Raw genomic sequence first — 21,565 nt, forward strand, 5'->3', positions numbered from 1 at the left:
TTAGACGTGGCAATCATTGGTCTTGGTACAGATATCGCTGAAATTTCGCGTATTGAGGACTCACTCAAGCGACTAGGTGAACGTTTTGCCAAGCGTATTCTGTGTGAGCCGGAGTTTGAGACATATTCGGCTTGTAAGCAACAACACCGTTTTCTCGCTAAACGATTTTCGGTCAAAGAAGCAGCGGCTAAAGCTCTTGGAACGGGAATTGCGAAGGGCGTAACCTTTCACGATTTCGAAATTCAACATGATGAGTGGGGCAAGCCTCTACTTGTCTTGCATGGAGTTGCAGCTGATATAGCAGAACGGAAAGGTGTAAAATTTCGACACGTATCTATCTCTGACGAGCGCCACTATACGGTGGCGACCGTCATTCTTGAGTCTTAATTACTGAGAAAAAGATGAGACTGTGAAACTACTTTCTCCATCTCATCTTGTAACTCAAACAGTTCTGGCTCCAAGTCATTAAAAGAGCTTCCTGAACGAAGTGCTTGCTCAAGTTGCGCACATATTTTTTTCAGCTTAGGTACACCACTGTAAGAGCAGCTACCATGAAGCTTATGGACGTGATGTATTAACGTTTCTTGATCAATGCTATTTTCCAACGCAGAAGCAACAATACTGTCGACTTCTGGTATGTAATCCACCAGCATTTTTAACATATCTTTGGCGAGGTCTTCTTTATTGGCAGCTTGCTTCAGTGCGGCAGGCCAGTCGATCACATTATCAACAGATTTAGGTTCTGTATTTTGCTGGACGTTTTCGCTTCCCATTAAAGGACTTATTTTCTCGTGCTCATGCTCGTGAGGATGAGGATTCCAGTGAATTAACACTTGTTGAAGAACGTGCTCCTCAATTGGTTTGGTTAAATAGTCATCCATTCCTTCGCTGAGTAATCTATCTCTCTCCCCGGTCATTGCATGTGCTGTTACTGCAATCACAGGGGTCTTAGCATTCATTTCGATATTTTTAATTTTCTGGCAAGCGGTTACGCCATCCATTTGCGGCATCTGGATATCCATCAGAATTATATCGAATTTCTGTGCCTGAGCTTGAGCCACTGCTTCTTTCCCGTTGGTACAGGAAACAACATCTGCCACTCGCTCTTGAAGCAGAGCAGTAATGAGTTTTAGGTTGGCAGGATTGTCGTCCACTGCCATAACTCGCAGTGGCATTTTTTCCGGGATCGCGATAGTGGTTGGTGCAACCTCGATAATATCTTGTGCCGGATGTAAATCGAGAAGAGCCTGCAGTAATTTTCTTTTGGCTAACGGTTTGGTCAGGCACTTCACTGGATAGTGACGCATCAGGTGATCTGAAAGCGCTAATTCAGTACTCGGCGTACCAATTAGTAGCGTTGATGTCATAGACAGCGCTTTTTCAATTTCACGACAGACAGTTTCTTGCTCAGATGGCAACGATGGGGATAAGTTGTAAATGACGTAATCATAATGACTATTATCATTGGGTAATTCACCCATGTAAGACACATCCATTCCAGCTAAGGATAGCGTACGTTGAATGATGGAAGCGGATTGAATATTTTGCTCAACCAACAGAACCGTTTTATCAGTAAGCTCAGTCGAGCTATACCAACCGCCGACTGGAATTTCAGTTCCTTGCAGTTTGATAGTGAACCAAAAGGTTGAACCTTGGTGAAGACGGCTGGTGAGACTGATTTCTCCGCCCATCTGACCAACCAATTTCTGTGTGATAACTAAGCCTAAGCCCGTTCCGCCATAGCGTCGAGATATGCTGGCATCTGCTTGGCTGAACGCTTGGAATAGTTGTGCTTGCTGACGTTCTGAAATACCAATACCTGTATCTCGCACCATAAATTGTAGCTCGACGGATTCATCTTTTGCGGAACGCATTTCGACACTGATATCAATGTTACCCCGTTCAGTAAACTTAATTGAGTTACCCACAAGGTTGGTCAGTATTTGTTGAATACGTAATGGATCGCCAATCACGCCAGCAGGGATCTTTGGATCAACCTTGAGGGTGATTTCTAACCCTTTTTCGTGTGCACTTGTTGCGAGTAGATCGACGACTTCTTCCAAACTTTCCTGGAACTCAAACGGAATATTTTCCAGAGCGAGTTTGCCCGCTTCCAGTTTAGAGAAGTCGAGAATATCGTTAATGATACTCAATAAATTATTCGCTGATTTCTCAATAGTTTGTAAGTAATCACTTTGGCTATTTGTCAGCTTAGTCTTAAGCATCTGTCTCGTAAACCCGATCACACCGTTAAGAGGTGTTCGTAGCTCGTGAGACATGTTAGCCAAAAATTCTGATTTAACCCGAGCGGCTTCCTGCGCTCGTTTTTTCGCGATATCCAGTTCAACGTTCTGAATCTCAAGTTGTTCTAATGTTTCACGTAAGTCTGATGTGGCCTGATCAATACTATGCTGCATTTCCACGTGATACTCGGAGAGGGAAACTGCCATGGCATTAATCCCCATTTTGAGGTCATCGAGTTCTCCATGCATTTTCCCTTCAATCCTCACATCAAGATGACCACGACGAATTCGGTCAACAACATTTTTCATGTGAGTGATAGGGCGGGTAACATCATGCATTAAGCGGAAAGCAAACACTGCAGAGAGTGCAAGTCCAAGGACCAACACTAATATGGCCAAGAAGATTTCCTGATACTGCTGAAGTCTTAAAGGTGATAAGTCGAGTTCAATAGCAATATAGCCGAGCACAGGAATATTTTCTGCATTTGTTCGTCCATCAGATAACTGACTCTCTGCCAATATCGGGGTACGTAGAATCAGCGTATTATTGTCTTTCATCTCGGCACTGCCTAAGGTTGGGATACGCTTATCCTTAGGGTACATAAGAGATTCAAAATTAGGATGGAAGTTTGAGGTAACAAAGAGCTGATGACGATTATCGAATACGGCAATACTGCGAACAAATTTTGAATTTTTTCTGTGTGCGTAGCTAATGATACGTCGTACTTCTTCTCTGCTTTCATTTCTCAGGGCGCCTTCGCTAGCAATTGCCAGAGGTTCGATGATGTTAGAGCCGGCTGTAATAACCTGTGCTTCGAGATCGTGATAGCGGTTATACGAGAAAAAGGCGCTAAGAAGTAGTCCAATTATCAGTGTCGGAGCGAGTGTTAATGTAATAACACGGGCGCGTAAGCCATATCTGGTCATTATTATCTAAACATCATCGTGTGGATATGGGAAAATACCTGAAATATCTGCAGAGCCATCAGGTAACGTCAATACTGGCTAGCTTAATAGAGTCTCTGCTCTTCGACAATCACTCGTTTCAATAATAGTGAGATTCCGGGCAATAACATGCGGTGGTTCCCGCTATAGGCAATAGATAATGGCACGTTTTTTCCAACCAAAGAAAAAAGAACAGATTAACAAAAAGCATCAGTCGATCGATGTGATCCGCATAGATCATCAGGGTAGTGGTATCGCGTATCAGAAGAGTAAGCCTATTTTTATTGATGGTGCGTTGCCGGAAGAGAATGTCTTATTCCAGTTGACTGAAGATAAAAGTAAGTACGCTAGAGGGCAGCTTATTAAGGTTTTAAAAGCGAGTCCTGAACGTGTGGAACCTGTGTGCGAATATTATGACCGTTGCGGTGGATGTCAGATGCAGCACCTAGAGCATTCAGCTCAGGTAAAATATAAACAGCAAACGCTGATGCAGCTTATGACTAAGTTTGCTGGTCAATCTTTATCGCTTTCTCAACCTATATTGAGTAGCGAGCTTGGGTATCGCCGTCGCGCACGTTTTAGTATTAACGGGAACCCTACAAAACAGAAACTAGACATCGGTTTTCGACAAAAACAGAGTCAGGATATCGTCGATATCAAAGCATGTCCGGTTCTCAATGACTCTATTAATACCCAATTGACTCATGTTCGAGATTTGCTTCAATCATTGCCTCGACCCAACATTCTTGGTCACGTTGAACTGATTCAAGCTGACAATACTTTAGTGATACTACTAAGGCACACTAAGCCACTGAATGAAAAAGAGGCTCAGATTTTAATGGCTTCTGTGTCAGAGGGGATCTCCTTCTATACCATGCCTGAATCAGACGTTGTTGATCTGCTTTATGGTGAAAAGCCTTTTTATGATGATGGTGGTGTTGAAATTCCGTTTCAGCCCAACCATTTTATTCAGGTCAATAAAGCGGTAAACCAGAAAATGGTTACTCAGGCAATCGACTGGTTAATGCTTGAAGATAGCGATCGCGTTTTAGACCTGTTCTGTGGCGGTGGCAACTTTAGTCTGCCAATTGCGAAAAAGGTCAATAGTGTTGTTGGCATTGAAGGTGTAGATGCTATGGTTAAACAAGCACAATTCAATGCTCGCTGCGCACAGATAGATAATGTCGAGTTTTATCAGGCGAACCTTGAAGAGGACATGACACTAAGTGAGTGGGGACGTAAAAAATTTGATAAGATATTACTCGATCCTGCTCGAACTGGAGCAAAAGGTATTATTGAACAATGCTCAGCTCTTGGTGCAAAACGTATTGTGTATGTGTCGTGTAATCCAGCGACATTAGCCAGAGATGCTCAGTCGCTGTTAGAGCAAGGATATAAACTTGATAACCTGGCAATGTTGGACATGTTTCCTCATACAAGTCATTTAGAATCAATGGCACTATTTGTGAAATAAATTGCCTTAAGTTAGGTTGTCGATAAATCAGTTGGCTTGTAAAAGTAGATAGAAAAACAAAACTAGGACGAATTATTAATGGTTGCTGTACGAAGCGCACATTTGAATCAAGATGAACTCTTTGAGCTGGATAAGTGGATATCGAGCTTACGTCAGGAGCAAAAAGTTGCCCAGAAGCTCAAAGACGTCTATCAGCAGATGGAAGCGATAGTGGTAAATAACCCTGATGGCCCTTTGCTTTTATGGCGTGGACGGGAAATGGTCGAAATATTGATTACGTTATCAATGGATCGACCTACGCTCGTTGCAGCATTATTATTTCCGATTGCTTCTAGCCGACTCATTGATCGTGAAGAACTGATTGAGTCCTATGGTAAAGAAACACTCAAATTGATCGATGGCGTTGAAGAGATGGCTGCAATCGGTCAGTTAAACGTCACCTTTCAGGGAAGTGAAGCCTCTGCTCAGGTTGATAACGTAAGGCGCATGTTGCTTGCGATGGTGGATGATTTCCGTTGTGTTGTTATTAAGTTAGCGGAACGGATCTGTAACCTTCGAGAAGTGAAAAAACAACCCGATGAAGTACGTCGTATTGCGGCAAAAGAGTGTGCCAATATCTATGCACCTCTTGCAAACCGTTTAGGTATAGGCCAACTGAAATGGGAAATGGAAGATTACGCATTTCGTTATCAGCAACCGGAAACCTACAAACAGATAGCGCAGCAGCTTTCAGAGCGTAGAATTGTTCGCGAACAGTACATTAAAGATTTCGTTGATGATCTTCGTCGTGAAATGCATGAATCTAATATCAATGCAGAAGTGAGTGGTCGCCCAAAACACATTTACAGCATCTGGCGCAAAATGCAGAAGAAAAACTTGGCCTTTGATGAGTTGTTTGATGTTCGCGCCGTAAGAATTATTGCTGATCAGCTGCAGGACTGTTACGCCGCGTTAGGTATTGTTCATACCAAGTACAGTCATCTGCCAAGCGAATTTGATGATTATGTCGCTAACCCAAAGCCAAATGGTTATCAGTCTATTCATACTGTGATTCTTGGGCCTGAAGGGAAAACCATCGAGATACAGATTCGTACTAAGCAAATGCACGAAGACTCTGAACTGGGCGTTGCTGCACACTGGAAATATAAAGAAGGCAGTTCCGCTGGGCGAAGTGGTTACGACGAAAAAATTGCCTGGCTGCGTAAGTTGCTTGATTGGCAAGAAGAGATGTCGGACTCCGGAGAGATGTTGGACGAACTTCGTAGTCAGGTATTTGATGACCGTGTATATGCATTTACACCTCGTGGTGATGTTGTCGACTTGCCAATGGGGGCTACGCCTCTTGATTTTGCTTATCATATCCACTCCGAGGTTGGCCATCGTTGCATTGGTGCCAAAGTCGGTGGGCGCATCGTCCCGTTTACTCACCATTTGCAGATGGGAGATCAGGTAGAGATCATTACGGCTAAAGAGCCGAACCCTTCTCGGGACTGGCTCAACCCATCGTTAGGGTTTGTTCACTCCGGGCGTGCTCGAGCAAAAATTAACGCTTGGTTTAGAAAGCAAAGTCGTGAGAAAAACCTCGAGGCAGGAAGAGAGATTCTTGAAAATGAACTGGCAAAAATAGGTGCGACGCTCAAAGATGCCAGTGAATACGCGCTCAAGCGATTTAATGTCAACACGCCGGATGAACTTTATGTCGGGGTCGGCAGTGGTGATCTGAGAATCAACCAGATCGTCAACCATATCAATGCATTAGTGAATAAGCCCACAGCGGAAGAAGAAGACAAGCTTGCACTAGAAAAACTTCAAGAGGGCGGTACTAAGCCAGCGGCCTATACCACCCCAAGTAAAGATGCCGTTGTCGTTGAAGGCGTTGATAATTTGATGACGCATCTTGCTCGTTGTTGCCGACCAATCCCTGGAGATGACATCAAGGGGTATATCACTCAAGGTCGGGGTATTTCGGTTCACCGTAGTGACTGTGAGCAGTTGGAAGAACTGAGTCATCATGCTCCAGAACGTATTATCGATACCGTATGGGGCGGTGGCATGATCGGCTCTTATATCATTCCCGTTCGTGTTGAGGCGATGGAGAGAAGCGGTTTACTAAAAGATATTACGTCCTTATTGGCGAACGAAAAAATTAAAGTGTCGAGTATGAGAAGCCGTTCTGATCATAATCGACAGATTATCTATATGGACTTTGAATTAGAAGTTCCTAGTGTTGAAGTTTTGACCCGTGTTTCTAAACGTATAGAACAAACAAAAGATGTGTTGTCTGTGAAACGTTTGGGATAGCCAGTCACTAGTCTAATCAGCGAGGCTAATGCCTCGCTTTTTTATTTGTGGAAAGGAGTTAGCAATTATGGCCAGTCCAATCGAAGAGCTACAAACCATAATGGAAAAGCTTCGTGATCCGGAAACTGGGTGTCCGTGGGATAAAAAGCAGTCCTTTGACACGATAGTCCCATGCACAATCGAAGAAACGTACGAAGTTGTCGATGCAATCAATAACCGTGATTGGGCTAATTTGCGTGAAGAATTAGGGGACTTTGTGTTTCAGGCAATTTTCTATTGTCAGTTAGCTAAAGAGCAGTCACTGTTTGATTTCGATGATGTGATATCGGAACTGAATGAAAAATTGGTTCGCCGTCATCCGCATGTTTTCGGCGAAGAGCAGTTTGCAAACGATGACGAGATTCGGGCTAACTGGGATAGAATAAAGCAGCAGGAAAAAGCCAGCAAGTCACAGCCAGAAGACAACAGTATTCTCGATTCGATTCCTCAATCTTTGCCTGGGTTGAGTAAGGCGACAAAAATTCAGAAAAAATGCGCTAAATTTGGCTTTGATTGGCAAAGTCTCGGTCCTGTTGTCGCTAAGGTTCATGAAGAAATCGATGAGGTCATGGAAGAGGCTGTTCAGGTTTCTATCGATCAAGAAAAGTTGGAAGAAGAGGTTGGTGACTTGCTTTTTGCTGTCGTAAATCTCTCTCGCCATCTTAAGTGCGATCCTGAAGTGGCGCTGCAAAAGGCGAATCTTAAGTTTACGCGACGTTTTAAAGGAATAGAGTCTATAGTCTACCAACAAGGTAAAAATCTCGATGATTTTTCTCTTGAACAACTGGATGCTTTTTGGGAACAAGTAAAAGTTCTTGAAAAACAAAAGAGTAAGTAGATATTTCGGTCAAATTGACGGGCCCGTTACTTTTGGGCTACAAGATGTTAATCTCTTCAATTGATTTGACGCAATAAAGAAAAAATTTGAGTGTGATAAGTTTCACGTTGTGGCGGTAAAGGGCTTCTGGTATAGTTTCATCCCGTCCAGAAGAAACCCATTTCCCTCATTCAACCAATTTCAGGTTAAACATGACGACAAAGTATATTTTTGTTACTGGCGGGGTTGTATCCTCTCTAGGTAAAGGTATTGCAGCCGCATCACTTGCAGCGATCTTAGAAGCGCGTGGTCTTAAAGTGACCATGATGAAACTTGATCCATATATTAACGTGGATCCAGGCACAATGAGTCCAATTCAGCACGGTGAAGTATTCGTTACAGAAGACGGCGCGGAAACAGACTTAGATTTAGGCCATTACGAACGTTTTATTCGTACTAAGATGACCAAGCGTAACAACTTTACGGCAGGCCGCGTTTATGCGGATGTTCTGCGTAAAGAGCGTCGCGGTGACTATTTAGGTGCAACCATTCAGGTTATTCCTCATATCACAAATGCGATTAAAGAGCGTATCGTTGCTGGTGCTGAAGGCCAAGACATTGCTATCGTTGAAATTGGTGGAACGGTTGGTGACATTGAGTCTTTGCCATTTATGGAAGCCATTCGTCAACATGCGGTCGAAATCGGTCGTGAAAATGCGATGTTCATGCACCTGACATTGGTTCCTTACCTAGCAGCAGCAGGTGAAGTGAAAACCAAACCAACTCAGCACTCAGTGAAAGAGTTGCTTTCGATTGGTATCCAACCAGATATTCTTGTTTGTCGTAGCGATCGTATGATCCCTGCGAACGAACGTAAGAAAATCGCACTTTTCTGTAACGTAGCAGAGAAAGCGGTTATCTCAATGAAAGATGTGGATTCTATCTATAAGATTCCTCAGTTAATTAAATCTCAAGGTCTTGATGACTTAGTTTGTGCTCGTTTTGGTATTACAGCTCCTGAAGCTGATTTGTCTGAATGGGAACAGGTTATTTATGAAGAAGCTAACCCAACAGGCGAAGTCACTATTGGTATGGTGGGTAAATATACTCAGCTACCTGACGCTTATAAGTCTGTGAATGAAGCATTGAAGCATGCTGGTCTTAAGAACCGTCTTAGTGTAACAATTCAGTACGTTGACTCTGAAGATCTTGAGACAAAAGGTGTTGAGCTTTTAGAAGGTCTTGATGCGATCCTAGTTCCTGGTGGTTTTGGTGACCGTGGTATCGAAGGTAAAATCATCGCAGCCCAATATGCACGTGAAAACAAGATTCCATACCTTGGTATCTGTTTAGGTATGCAAGTCGCGTTAATTGAATTTGCGCGTAATGTTGCTGGTATGGAAGGGGCACATTCAACAGAATTTAACAAAGAAACTAAATTCCCTGTGGTAGGCTTGATTACCGAATGGGTAGATTCTGATGGTCATGTTGAAGAGCGTACTGAAAAATCGGATCTGGGTGGCACAATGCGTCTTGGCTCGCAATTATGTCATTTAGAGAAGGGCACTAAAGCCTACGAATTATACGGTAATGCGCAAATCCATGAGCGTCATCGTCATCGCTACGAAGTAAACAATGTTTTACGCCCACAAATTGAAAAAGCAGGACTGAAAGTTTCAGGTTTGTCGGCGGATAAAAAACTGGTTGAAGTGATTGAGAACCCTAACCACCCATGGTTTGTTGCTGCTCAGTTCCACCCAGAGTTTACTTCAACTCCTCGCGATGGACACCCACTATTCAGCGGCTTTGTAAAAGCGGCTGGCGCAAAAGCGCGTGGAGAATTTGAGTAATTAAAGGACATGGGAAGTCGTTGACTGACTCGGCTTCCCTTTAAATTTGACATTTATATTCAATGAGAGGAAACATTAATGTCTAAGATCGTTAAAGTTCTAGGTCGTGAAATTATCGACTCACGTGGTAACCCTACAGTTGAAGCTGAAGTTCACCTAGAAGGCGGTTTCGTAGGTATGGCTGCTGCTCCATCTGGCGCATCTACTGGTTCTCGTGAAGCTCTTGAGCTACGTGATGGTGATAAATCACGTTTCCTAGGTAAAGGCGTTCTTAAAGCTGTTGCTGCTGTAAACGGCCCAATCGCTGAATCTCTAATCGGTAAAGATGCTAAAGATCAAGCTACAGTTGACCAAATTATGATCGACTTAGATGGTACTGATAACAAAGCTAAATTCGGTGCTAACGCGATCCTAGCTGTATCTCTAGCGAACGCTAAAGCAGCCGCTGCAGCGAAAGGTATGCCTCTATACGAGCACATCGCTGAACTAAATGGCACTCCTGGTGTATTCTCAATGCCTCTACCAATGATGAACATCGTTAACGGTGGTGAGCACGCAGATAACAACGTAGATATCCAAGAATTCATGATTCAGCCTGTTGGCGCTTCAACTCTTAAAGAAGCTCTACGCATTGGTGCTGAAGTATTCCACAACCTAGCAAAAGTACTTAAAGCTAAAGGCCTAAGCACTGCTGTTGGTGACGAAGGTGGTTTCGCTCCTAACCTAGAATCTAACGCTGCTGCGCTTGCTGCAATCAAAGAAGCGGTAGAACAAGCTGGCTACGTTCTAGGTAAAGACGTGACTCTAGCGATGGACTGTGCATCTTCTGAATTCTATGAAAACGGTGTGTACAACATGAAAGGTGAAGGCAAGACTTTCACTTCTCAAGAGTTCTCTGATTACCTAGCTAAACTATGTGAAGAGTACCCAATCGTTTCTATCGAAGACGGTCAAGACGAGTCTGACTGGGATGGTTTCGCATACCAAACTAAAGTTCTTGGTGACAAAATCCAACTTGTTGGTGACGATCTATTCGTAACTAACACTAAAATCCTTAAAGAAGGTATTGAGAAAGGTATCGCTAACTCAATCCTAATCAAGTTCAACCAAATCGGTTCTCTAACTGAGACTCTAGCTGCAATCAAGATGGCTAAAGATGCAGGTTACACTGCAGTTATCTCTCACCGTTCTGGCGAAACTGAAGATGCAACTATCGCTGATCTAGCGGTAGGTACAGCAGCAGGTCAAATCAAAACTGGTTCTATGAGCCGTTCTGACCGTATCGCTAAGTACAACCAACTAATCCGTATTGAGGAAGCTCTAGGTGAGCGCGCTCCTTTCAACGGTCTTAAAGAAGTGAAAGGTCAAGCTTAATTCCTGCTTTGGAAATTAACGCTTAGCTTCATGCTTATAGAAAACGCCTCCCATATGGAGGCGTTTTTTTGTGACGCTGAGGACAAAATATTATTGGTCGGAAAGGTGACGTCAAGGGCGGCGAAGGAAAGTAACCATCTTTAAACTTAAGCTTTGTTTTCCGTAAGCTTACGCTCTACAGCGTCAGAACGGCGAAGTTTGAGCTCATCTCTAATTTCTTTTCCCTGAAATCCATCCTGAATAATATGCTGTGTATTGACGGCCAAGGCTGCTTGATAGGCTATTTCAAAACGTTCTTTTTGTGGATAAGGTTCGTTTTCTAGCCCTAACCGTCCCGAATGATCTGCTTGGCAGCTTATTAAAACCTTGTTCAAACGCTCTGGATTGCGCCATACGTCGAGTTTGTCAAATATCTTAATGAAGGTTGCAGGTCTAAGCTCCATTGCTCTATGAATGTTTGAGTGCTGCTCACACACTGCGAGCGCTAAATCTCGATACTCATTTGGTATTCTCAAACGCTGGCACAGTGATTTGATGAGTTTGACGCCAGTATGGCAGTGCATTTTATGGCTTGGCCATTCGTTTTTTGGGGTGATGCCTTTTCCTAAGTCGTGTACGGCCGCTGCAAACCTTACCGTTAGATCCTCTGATAACTGACTCGCCTGATTGATAACCATTAATGTATGAATGCCTGTATCAATTTCTGGATGCCACTTAGCGGGTTGAGGTACACCAAACAAAACGTCGATTTCTGGTATCAGCTCGGCTAAGGCTAGGTTATCTCTTAGAACTTTTAAGAAAATCTCAGGTGAAGGTGTAGAAAGTGATTTTTGCCACTCTAGCCACACACGTTCTGGAGTCAGTTCACTTAACTCGCCTGATTGAGAGATTTTCTGTATCAGTGATTGAGTTTCCTCAGCAACAGTAAAACCATGCTTATTCAGTTTGGCAGCAAAGCGAGCGACTCTCAGCACTCTCAAAGGATCTTCAGTAAAGGCTTCTGATACATGGCGAAGAATTTTGTCGTTTAAGTCTTGTTGCCCGCCGTAAGGGTCAATAATGTTTCCATTCCAATCCATTGCCATCGCATTAATCGTTAGATCACGTCGTAGTAGATCCTCTTCTAGTGTTACATCATTGGCAAAGTAGCAATTGAAACCTGTGTACCCCTTACCTGACTTACGCTCTGTACGAGCAAGGGCATGTTCTTCCTGTGTCTCAGGATGCAGAAACACAGGGAAGTCTTTTCCTACGGGTTTAAATCCTTTTGCAAGCATTGCTTCAGGCGTAGAACCAACCACCACCCAATCATTATCATAATGTTTCAGACCGAGTAATTTATCTCTTACGGCACCGCCAACAAGATATTTTTTTAGCATGCAACAACCTTTTACGTGATATAAAAAAGGCCATCAATTTGATGGCCTACGATCGGTAATGGGTATCTTACAACCAGTCGCCCTGTGATTTACGGCGCTTAGGAATGATGTGCGGTAGAATTAAACCAAATAAAATACCACCAAGAACCACACCACCACCGTAGATGAAGTATTTCATCAACAAATCTTCTTTCTGAGTATCAAGCTTAGCTCTTAGTTCACGTATTTCAGACTGAGAAGCAGCAAGTTTGCTACTAATATCGGAATAATTCTTTTCTAGCTCAGAGACTTGTTTATTGCGCACATCAAGTGATTCAACCAAACTTTGTTTTTCATTATCGGCATTGGATTGTGCGTTCGCCAGTTTTTCTTTTACATCGGCAAGTTCAGCTTCAAGCTTTGGCATACGCTCGGCCATACTCACTGTGCGAGTAATGAACTCAGTCTTAACCCAACCCCTACGACCGTTGGTATCAACGACTTCACTAAAACCTGTTTGCTTATTTACGTCAACAAGCTGCACTTTTTCTCCGGCATCAACGCTACCGATAATACGGTATTCGTTGCTTGGACCTGAGTGCATGTAGGTAAATAGCTTGTCCGCTATATAACGATCCTGAGCGAAAGTCGGTGCTGCAATCAATGTAAAAAGCACCATGATGAACCATTTTTTCACAGTAAGTCCTTTAAAATCAGTTTGAATTTTTTTGCGAATCCGCAAATATTAAAAATTTTCGGTCTCCGGTGCAACAAAGAAGGGAGGCTTAGCCTCCCTTTATCGCAATTTATGTCAATAATCACATCATATTGACACAATGTTAACTGATCTGGCTAGATAAACAGCTTTTCAAGAATGTAGTAAAACACGACGGCGAGTAATGCGCCTGCTGGAAGCGTTACAATCCAAGATGCAACGATATTTCTTACTACGCCCAAGTTTAGGGCTGCAATGCCACGAGCAAAACCAACACCAAGTACAGCACCGACGAGTGTTTGAGTCGTCGAAATGGGTAAACCTGTACCAGAAGCTAATACAACCGTTGAAGCTGTTGCTAGCTGAGCTGCAAAACCTCGGCTCGGAGTTAACTCTGTAATACCAGTACCGACAGTTGCCATAACTTTGTGACCTAAAGTGGCAAGACCCACGACAATGCCAATACCACCTAGAGGCAAAATCCACCACGCGATTGAGCTTTTCGCTGCTACCTGACCCAAGCTTTCAACTGTTGCTACAACCGCTGATAGTGGGCCAATCGCATTTGCTACGTCATTTGAACCGTGAGCAAAAGCCATTGCACATGCTGTTACAACCATCAGCACGGTAAATATGCTTTCTACACCAGAGAAACTTCCGTCATTTTCACGATTTGAAAAGCGTTTCATGATGTAGATATAACCACCAATCATAACTATAAGGGATACCACTACCGCCCATACCCATGCTTCGCTGTTAGTAAGATGAAGACCAACGTGTTTTAAACCTTTCTTGATGGTAACTAATGCAATAACCATCGTTGTAATAAACATGTATACAGGAACAAAGCGTTTTGCGTTTTCTAGGGGGTTTTCGGTATCAAAGATGAGTCTTTGCGCACTGATAAATATCACGTAAGCGAAGAACCCAGAAATAAGGGGAGTAACAATCCAACTACCAACAATACCTTGTACTGAGTGCCAATCGACCGCATCTGTACCTACAGTTACACAGGCAAAGCCAATAATTGCACCGATAATAGAGTGGGTTGTTGAGACTGGCCAGCCCATGTAAGAGGCTAAAAGTAGCCATGTACCTGCAGCTAAAAGAGCAGACATCATACCGAAGACAAGAATATCTGGCTGACTTGCGAATAGAGAGGTTTCTATTACACCTTTACGTATCGTATCGGTTACTTCACCGCCAGCAAGATACGCACCTGCGAATTCAAACACCATTGCTATTAAAATAGCCTGTTTTACTGTTAGAGCTTTAGAACCAACCGATGTTCCCATAGCATTGGCAACGTCATTTGCACCAATACCGATCGCCATCAAGAAACCAAAAGCAGCTGCTACGATAATCAAGATAGTGCCATAGTTTGCAAGGATATCCATCGTAATACCTAGTTTTTATAACAAGCGGAGCAAAAACGACGTTTTTTACACGCAAAAAAACACTGGCACGAACTGTATGTGCCAAATTGTCGTTTTATTTCGTTAATGCCCTTAGTTATTGAGTTTAAAAATTAACTATTATGAGCGCGAGAGCATTAACTCTAATCGTGCGCCAACACGTTGAGCCTGATCAGCGATCCCACCAACCCACTCAAAAATTTTATACAGAAACATGATATCAATTGGATTGTGTTGATCTTCAATCTTCATCAGCATCTGACGCAATTCAATCTGCATCGTATCTGTATCGTCTTCAATGACATCTAGTTGATGAATCATTTCAGCAACTAATGTGACTTCTCGGCCTTTGAATCCTGCTTCCAGAAGTTCGTCAAATTCACTGATGACGTTTTGTGCCTGAGTCGCGGCATCTAGGCATCGCATTACGTAGTGGATGAATTTGTCTTGAAGTGGTTCTGGAATAATCAACTGACGTCCGTAAACTCGTCCAGCAACATCTTTCGCCAAGTTGGCTAATTTGTCTTGCTGAGTCAGGAGTTCAAGCATATCAGTACGATCGACGGGCAGGAATAACCCTCTTGGAAGTTTGAGGCGGATTTCTCGTTTCAGCACGTCGGCTTCTTTTTCCAAGTGAGAAATCTGAGCTCTAATTTCAGATGCTTTTTCCCAATCTCCTTTGAACGATACTTCAAAAAAGTTAATAAGATGAGAGCAGCATTCATTGACACATACAACGTGTCTTTGCAAAGGCTTAATAGGGGACTTTGCGAATAACCCCATAATTGTATTCATTGGCATGGTTCTTCAACCTAACTATAACCTTAAAAAAACACGTACCTAAGTGGCAATATGTTGAACATGGCTATAAAGGCGCGCATGTTAACCCATTAACTCGTTCATTAAAACCATTTTAGATCATTAATAACGTGATATTTCTTTCTTGCCCCAAGGCCAATATGGCAATATCCTGTCGCTATCTGCTACGAAAGGTATCATTATGGAAACTGAGATAGAACTTAAGTTTTTTGTTTCTCAAGACTATTCGACTATTTTACACACGAAAATCTCTGAGTCTAAAGTTCTTCAACACAGTCGTCGTCAATTAGGTAATACCTATTTTGACACGGAAGACAATTGGTTGCGACAACATGATATCGGTTTGAGAATCCGTCGTTATGATGATGTTTTTGTTCAAACCGTAAAAACAGCAGGCCGTGTTATTGCCGGTTTACACCAAAGACCTGAGTATAATGCCGAGCATACCAGTAATGAGCCAGATCTTTCCCTTCATCCTGAAGATATCTGGCCTTCAGATAGAAGTATAGATCAACTTCAAAATGAATTAACGCCTCTTTTCTCTACTGATTTCATTCGAGAACAATGGCTTATATCCATGTCTGATGGTAGCCAGATTGAAGTCGCGTTTGATTCCGGTGTGGTTGTGGCGGGAGAAAAGGAAGAGCCGATTTGTGAAGTTGAACTAGAACTAAAATCGGGTCAAACAGATGCGCTTTTTACCTTAGCTAGAATACTCAGTGACGGTGGCGGCATTAGACTGGGTAATTTAAGTAAAGCAGCTCGCGGGTATCGATTAGCCAACGGTTATAGTGCCGATCCGGTACTACCATTGTCATTGGTAAAAACCACGAGTGCAGATAGCGTTGAAACGTGCTTTATTAATTCCCTAGAGCATGCATTATCTCACTGGCATTACCATGAACAGATTTATGTCGAAAATGAGAGTATTGATGCGTTGAGAGAGATGAGCTCAGCTATTGCTTTCATTAATCAAACGTTAAGCATCTATGAAGAAATTATTCCGCGCCGAGCCAGTACGATTTTAAGGCAGGAATTAAGATGGATAGAGCAAGAGTTTGCCTGGATAAATTCTTATGATCACATTGATGATCTTCTCAAGGATAAGGGACATATCTTGAGGAAGTTGGATGCCCGTAAGTTTTTGATGGCGGAACTCAAAGCACTGCAAGAAACCTATCCAGAAAGAGAGTCAGTGCTGAAGTTTATTCACTCTTCCCGTTATATGGCGTTGTTGCTGGACTTAAGTCGATGGATTTTAGCCAGAGGTTGGCAGCCTTTTATTGATGACAAGTCTCGTGAAAAATTAAATGAGAGTGTTTATGCATTTGCATGCGAACAACTCAATAAATCCTGGTTTGAACTGAAAGAAGCTTTTCCTATCGAAAAAGTACTTTCTGCTGAGGATTATATCGCGCAGCAGGAATGCTTGGCACGCAACCTATATACAGGAATAGGTTTTGCGAAACTTTATGAAAGAGATGAACGTCGTACCTTCCGTCTCCCTTGGGCTGATTTGCTTCAGGGGATCGATGATCTCTTAACATTGGAGCCACTGGAAAACCTCGTAGAGAAGCTTGAGTTAGGCGAAAGAGAGCAAGTAGAACGCTGGTTACTTCGTCAGGAGAATTCAATTCTTCATGCGATGGAACAAACTCGAGCTATCACATCATCGAACACACCTTACTGGACTGAACAGTAAAATCGGTTCTCCTCTATCGCTTAAAACCGATAGAGGAGACTCCCGAATTTTTGCTCTGCTCCTCAAGTTATCTTTTTTCCGCCGATACGTTATGTGGTTTAGTGGTTCGTCAGGATAAATGTTACTGACAGACTTAACACTTCTTTAATTATTTTTCACACTTTGAATGACTTAACTTTCATTATGGATTAATTCGTATAATGTACGATTAATAATAAAATGATTCTTATTTGTAAGTTAGATAGTAAAAAATAAAAAACATAAACGGGGGAACATCCATGTTAAGGATGGAATTTAAGCCATGGGAACGTCTCATTAGTGACGTGAGGTTAGTTCCTAAAATGGTTCTACTCATGGTATTTAGTACAATATTAATTGTGCTCAAGCAATTATGGGACGCGAGCACTTTTTATCATTCTATTCTCGATGTAACGCAAAATGCGGCGGTCGCTCAGCAACACTACGATAACTACTTGGTGACGATCATTTGGCAGACATTACTGATGATAGTGGTGTTTATCGCGATTCTTCTATTTACAGCCAGAGTTATGCTCAGACAAACTCGCTTTATTTCTCAGGCGATTACTAAGATGTCTAGCGGTGATTTTAGCGAGCAAATTATCATGGACTGCAAAGATGAATATGGGGATGTGGTTCGTGAAATAGAGAGTACACGTTTGCAACTACAAGAGTTGGTTAAGCTTCAACGTGTGAGTTCAGAAGAGTTAACAACGCTCACAGAAGTTATGACTATTAGTATGTCAGAAACGAAAGAATCAGCTCAGGAAGAGTTCAATGAAATTGATAAGCTGGCGACGGCTATGATTCAAATGTCATCTACAGTGAGTACGGTCGCGGACAATGCACAGCAAGCTGCAGAATTAACTAAAAACTCATCTTCTAGTGCAGAACAAGGCCAACATTTCGTACAGAGAACGATAGAAAAAATGCGTGATCTATCTGGAGATATTTCTGAGTCTGCTGGGGCTGTAAATCAGGTTGAAGAGCGTGTTGGAGCGATAAATAGTGTTGTCGATACCATTCAGGGGATATCAGAGCAAACAAATTTACTCGCCCTAAATGCAGCGATTGAAGCGGCTCGGGCTGGTGACTCAGGACGCGGATTTGCGGTCGTAGCTGATGAGGTAAGGAAATTAGCTCAGCACACACAGACGGCAACTGTTGAGATTCAGGATATGATTACTCAGCTTCAGGCAAGCGCTATTTCAGCCGTTGATTTAATGGAGAAAAGTGTCGTAGAGGCTGCCGAGGGGGTTGAACTGATTACTAATGCTGGCGAGGAATTAAGTGGTATCGTCGAGCAGGTTAGAATGATTAATGAAATGAATTTCCAGATTGCCTCTGCAGCAAGCGAACAGCGGACTGTGGCAGAAGATATGGGTAATAATTTAGGAAATGTAAGGGAACTGGTTGAAGCGTCTGTTATCGTGGTGACTGAATTACTTGAGACTTCTGAAGTTATGCAAACTAATGCCCAGGAACTCGATAGCAAAATTAATGCGTTCCGTATTTAATTGGCGTTGAAAACTACGAGATTGCGCTCACTGTTTATCAGTGGGCGTTTTTTATTTTAGATAGTCTGTTATAACTGAATTAGTAACTGAGATTAAATCGAATTCTGTAAAGGATAAATAATGCAATTACCGGCTGAACTGACTGTTGTATCTGAGGCTAATTATCAACGATTACTTGAGCTGTACCCAGATATCAAACGATGGCCGTTTCCACGAATTGAACAATTAAAATACATATTGGGTTTAAGTCAGTTTGTTATGGACTCGTTACTTCGAGATTCTCAACTCGTTGCTGATCTCCCGCAGATGCTTGAGTGCAGCTTAAGATCATCTAGTTACCGATGTGAGTTAAGAGAGCATCTTGATAAATGTCATGATGAGAATTCGGGGTATAAGATACTAAGGCATTACCGTAACAGGGAAATGGTTTATATTGCCTGGCGTGATTTTATTTCTGACTGGAGTATCACTGAAAGTTTTAGCCATCTTTCTCATCTCGCTGAAGCCATGATATTTGAAACCTATGCTTGGCAATATCGCTTATGTTGTCTCGACTACGGGACGCCATGCAACGCCAACGGTGAACCTCAACCGATGCTGATTATTGGCATGGGAAAGTTAGGTGGGGGAGAGCTGAACTTTTCTTCTGATATCGATTTGATTTTCACGTATCCGGAGAACGGAGAGACACAGGGGGCGCGCCGTTCTATTGCTAATCCTGTTTTCTTTACCCGTTTGGGGCAACGTATTATTCGCAGTTTGGAGCAGCATACAGCAGAGGGCTTTTGTTACCGTGTGGATATGCGACTGAGGCCGTTTGGTGATAGTGGTCCCTTGGTTTTGAGCTATGCGGCTCTTGAAGACTATTATCAGGAGCAGGGGCGTGATTGGGAACGCTATGCAATGGTAAAGGCCCGAGTCATGGGGTGCGAGATGTATGACACCTATCAGGAACTGCGTCAGATGCTGCGTCCATTTGTTTTTCGTCGGTATATTGATTTCAGTGCGATTCAATCATTACGTCGAATGAAGGGGATGATTCAGAGTGAAGTGCGCCGACGTGGTTTAGTCAATAATATCAAGCTCGGAGCCGGTGGTATTCGAGAGATCGAATTTATTGTTCAGGTTTTCCAACTTATCCGTGGTGGCAGAGAGCCTGAATTACGTAATCGAGGCCTTCTTGAAACATTGGATTCCATTGAACATCTCGAGTTATTGAATACCCAGGAAGTCTGCCAATTGCGTGGTGCTTATCTGTTTTTACGTAAGATAGAAAATTTACTTCAGGCTCTGGCGGATAAACAAACTCAGACTTTACCTTCTATTCCTCTAGAGCAAACGAAGCTTTATACCGCCGCCGGATTACCCGACTGGTTGACGCTGGAAAATTCGATAAACCAACATATGGCTGCTGTGCACCATATATTCTCCCAATTGATTGGCGAAGAAGATGAGCATCTGGAAGATGATACCCCTCAAACGTATCATGACCTGTGGGATCGAGGCGATTCTCTTGAATGGTTGACCGAGATCCTTGGTGATGATCTCAATTTACCTCATGCCGATTTATCTTCTCAACATCTTGTCCATTTCAAGCAGGAACTCGCGAAGAAGACGCTAGGGCCCAGAGGGCGTGAAGTACTTAATCGAATTATGCCCAAAGTGTTAAGGGTGAGCTTAGAACATCAGGATGCTGAGTTTGGTTTACCTCGTGTTCTGGTGTTAGTGCAAAATATTGTAACTCGAACTGCATACCTTGAATTACTGGATGAAAACCCTCCGGCCTTAATTCAGCTAGTCCGACTTTGTACAGCCAGTCCTATGATCTCCGAGAAGTTAACTCGTTTTCCCATATTGTTAGATGAGCTAATAGATCCTTCCCAGTTGTATAATCCAATTCCCTTGGAATCTTATAAGTCGGAATTGAGAGATTTTCTTGCTCGCATTCCTGAAGATGATATGGAGCAGCAGATGGAAGGGCTGCGGCAGTTTAAACAGATCAGTCTGCTCAAAGTTGCTGCCGCGGATATTGCAGGTGTCTTGCCTATTATGAAGGTCAGTGATCATTTGACCTATCTTGCTGAGGCTATTATTAATGCGGTGCTGAAACAGGCATGGCAACAAGTAACAGAAAAGTATGGTCAGCCTACCCATTTAAAAGAACGAGATGGGAAGGGGTTCGCCGTTGTTGGCTATGGGAAAGTGGGTGGATGGGAGCTGGGATACAATTCGGATCTTGACTTGGTCTTTCTTCATGATTGCCCTGACAATGTGTTTACTGATGGTAAAAAGGAAATAGATGGACGCCAATTTTATCTTCGATTAGTGCAAAGAATTATTCATATATTTTCGGCAAGAACACCGTCTGGGATTTTGTACGAAATTGATACTCGACTGCGTCCTTCAGGTGCCTCTGGTTTATTAGTATCTTCATTAGATGCGTTTGGGTTGTATCAGGAAAATGAAGCCTGGACCTGGGAGCATCAGGCTTTGGTTAGAGCTCGCGTCGTGTGTGGTGAAGAGAGTTTAAAAAGACAGTTTGATCAGATCCGACATCGTATTCTCGTGAGTAAAGATCAAGACACATTGAGGGATGATGTTATCTCGATGAGAAATAAAATGCGTGAGCATTTGAGCGGGAAGAAGCCGGGAAGGTTTATGTTAAAACAAGATCCTGGCGGGATTACCGATATTGAGTTCTTAGCACAATACCTAGTTTTAAAATTTAGTGGTCAATATCCGCTACTTACTCACTGGTCTGATAATATTCGAATTTTTGAATCTTTAACTCAAGAAGGTGTCTTGAAAAAAGAGCAGACTGAAAAATTGATTGCAGCCTATACTTCGATGCGGGATCAAATTCATCGACGGAATTTGCTTGGGCTCGATGCTGATGTCAGTGATGATAAGTTTGTCCATGAGCGAGAAAACGTTATTTCCATCTGGAACGAGTGGTTACAGCAATAGTTTTGGCTACA

The 21,565-nt window shown here is 42.8% G+C and carries 14 protein-coding genes; 9 read left to right on the top strand and 5 right to left on the bottom strand.

The genetic code is table 11. The features are described from left to right. Positions 1-6: 6 nt before the first annotated feature. Positions 7-387 (top strand): holo-ACP synthase, encoded by a 381-nt coding sequence (acpS, locus tag EES38_RS03990; RefSeq protein WP_124935899.1) that lies wholly within the window; start codon positions 7-9, stop codon positions 385-387. Here acpS and barA read toward each other — a convergent pair. After that, positions 384-3,170 (bottom strand): two-component sensor histidine kinase BarA, encoded by a 2,787-nt coding sequence (gene barA / locus EES38_RS03995; RefSeq protein WP_124935900.1) that lies wholly within the window; start codon positions 3,168-3,170, stop codon positions 384-386. The genes acpS and barA overlap by 4 nt on opposite strands. Positions 3,171-3,348: 178 nt before the next feature. Here barA and rlmD point away from each other — a divergent pair, with 178 nt between their 5' ends. The 5 genes from rlmD to eno all read left to right on the top strand — a co-directional run bounded on the left by rlmD (position 3,349) and on the right by eno (position 11,043). Continuing rightward, positions 3,349-4,662 carry a 23S rRNA (uracil(1939)-C(5))-methyltransferase RlmD gene (gene rlmD, locus EES38_RS04000; protein ID WP_124935901.1) on the top strand — a complete coding sequence of 438 codons (1,314 nt, stop codon included), beginning with the start codon at positions 3,349-3,351 and terminating at the stop codon, positions 4,660-4,662. Between the two features lie 78 nt (positions 4,663-4,740). Next, positions 4,741-6,963 (top strand): GTP diphosphokinase, encoded by a 2,223-nt coding sequence (gene relA / locus EES38_RS04005; RefSeq protein WP_124935902.1) that lies wholly within the window; start codon positions 4,741-4,743, stop codon positions 6,961-6,963. 67 nt (positions 6,964-7,030) lie between these two features. After that, positions 7,031-7,840, top strand: a complete 810-nt coding sequence (gene mazG / locus EES38_RS04010; protein ID WP_124935903.1) for a nucleoside triphosphate pyrophosphohydrolase — start codon at positions 7,031-7,033, stop codon at positions 7,838-7,840. Between the two features lie 191 nt (positions 7,841-8,031). Further along, entirely contained in the window at positions 8,032-9,669 is a 1,638-nt protein-coding gene (pyrG, locus tag EES38_RS04015) for a CTP synthase (protein WP_124935904.1), read from the top strand. Positions 9,670-9,747: 78 nt separating this feature from the next. Continuing rightward, entirely contained in the window at positions 9,748-11,043 is a 1,296-nt protein-coding gene (gene eno / locus EES38_RS04020) for a phosphopyruvate hydratase (RefSeq protein WP_124935905.1), read from the top strand. A 146-nt stretch (positions 11,044-11,189) separates the two neighbouring features. On the opposite strand, the gene EES38_RS04025 is transcribed toward eno, so the two are convergent. The 4 genes from EES38_RS04025 to EES38_RS04040 all read right to left on the bottom strand — a co-directional run bounded on the left by EES38_RS04025 (position 11,190) and on the right by EES38_RS04040 (position 15,332). Beyond that, positions 11,190-12,422, bottom strand: coding sequence for a multifunctional CCA addition/repair protein (locus tag EES38_RS04025; protein ID WP_124935906.1), 1,233 nt, complete (start codon positions 12,420-12,422; stop codon positions 11,190-11,192). A gap of 67 nt (positions 12,423-12,489) precedes the next feature. Beyond that, entirely contained in the window at positions 12,490-13,098 is a 609-nt protein-coding gene (locus tag EES38_RS04030) for a TIGR04211 family SH3 domain-containing protein (protein WP_124935907.1), read from the bottom strand. Between the two features lie 155 nt (positions 13,099-13,253). After that, entirely contained in the window at positions 13,254-14,513 is a 1,260-nt protein-coding gene (locus tag EES38_RS04035; RefSeq protein ID WP_124935908.1) for an inorganic phosphate transporter, read from the bottom strand. Positions 14,514-14,651: 138 nt separating this feature from the next. Further along, positions 14,652-15,332: a TIGR00153 family protein gene (locus tag EES38_RS04040; RefSeq protein WP_124935909.1), complete on the bottom strand. Its 681-nt coding sequence runs from the start codon at positions 15,330-15,332 to the stop codon at positions 14,652-14,654. Between the two features lie 199 nt (positions 15,333-15,531). Between EES38_RS04040 and EES38_RS04045 the strand changes: the two genes are divergently transcribed. From EES38_RS04045 to glnE, 3 genes are all read left to right on the top strand, one after another. Beyond that, positions 15,532-17,052 (top strand): CYTH and CHAD domain-containing protein, encoded by a 1,521-nt coding sequence (locus EES38_RS04045; RefSeq protein WP_124935910.1) that lies wholly within the window; start codon positions 15,532-15,534, stop codon positions 17,050-17,052. A gap of 278 nt (positions 17,053-17,330) precedes the next feature. Further along, entirely contained in the window at positions 17,331-18,587 is a 1,257-nt protein-coding gene (locus EES38_RS04050; RefSeq protein ID WP_124935911.1) for a methyl-accepting chemotaxis protein, read from the top strand. A gap of 120 nt (positions 18,588-18,707) precedes the next feature. Continuing rightward, on the top strand, positions 18,708-21,554 hold the full coding sequence (glnE, locus tag EES38_RS04055; protein WP_124935912.1) for a bifunctional [glutamate--ammonia ligase]-adenylyl-L-tyrosine phosphorylase/[glutamate--ammonia-ligase] adenylyltransferase: 2,847 nt from the start codon (positions 18,708-18,710) through the stop codon (positions 21,552-21,554). Positions 21,555-21,565: the final 11 nt, after the last annotated feature.

It is taken from the genome of Vibrio viridaestus (assembly GCF_003856525.1).
In the GTDB taxonomy this organism is placed as follows: Bacteria; Pseudomonadota; Gammaproteobacteria; order Enterobacterales; family Vibrionaceae; genus Vibrio; species Vibrio viridaestus.

Excerpts from the sequence above, each read along its gene's own strand:
- barA (WP_124935900.1), bottom strand. The coding sequence starts at position 3,170 with ATGACCAGATATGGCTTACGCGCCCGTGTTATTACATTAACACTCGCT.
- rlmD (WP_124935901.1), top strand. The coding sequence starts at position 3,349 with ATGGCACGTTTTTTCCAACCAAAGAAAAAAGAACAGATTAACAAAAAG.
- relA (WP_124935902.1), top strand. The coding sequence starts at position 4,741 with ATGGTTGCTGTACGAAGCGCACATTTGAATCAAGATGAACTCTTTGAG.
- mazG (WP_124935903.1), top strand. The coding sequence starts at position 7,031 with ATGGCCAGTCCAATCGAAGAGCTACAAACCATAATGGAAAAGCTTCGT.
- pyrG (WP_124935904.1), top strand. The coding sequence starts at position 8,032 with ATGACGACAAAGTATATTTTTGTTACTGGCGGGGTTGTATCCTCTCTA.
- eno (WP_124935905.1), top strand. The coding sequence starts at position 9,748 with ATGTCTAAGATCGTTAAAGTTCTAGGTCGTGAAATTATCGACTCACGT.
- EES38_RS04025 (WP_124935906.1), bottom strand. The coding sequence starts at position 12,422 with ATGCTAAAAAAATATCTTGTTGGCGGTGCCGTAAGAGATAAATTACTC.
- EES38_RS04035 (WP_124935908.1), bottom strand. The coding sequence starts at position 14,513 with ATGGATATCCTTGCAAACTATGGCACTATCTTGATTATCGTAGCAGCT.
- EES38_RS04040 (WP_124935909.1), bottom strand. The coding sequence starts at position 15,332 with ATGCCAATGAATACAATTATGGGGTTATTCGCAAAGTCCCCTATTAAG.
- EES38_RS04045 (WP_124935910.1), top strand. The coding sequence starts at position 15,532 with ATGGAAACTGAGATAGAACTTAAGTTTTTTGTTTCTCAAGACTATTCG.
- EES38_RS04050 (WP_124935911.1), top strand. The coding sequence starts at position 17,331 with ATGTTAAGGATGGAATTTAAGCCATGGGAACGTCTCATTAGTGACGTG.
- glnE (WP_124935912.1), top strand. The coding sequence starts at position 18,708 with ATGCAATTACCGGCTGAACTGACTGTTGTATCTGAGGCTAATTATCAA.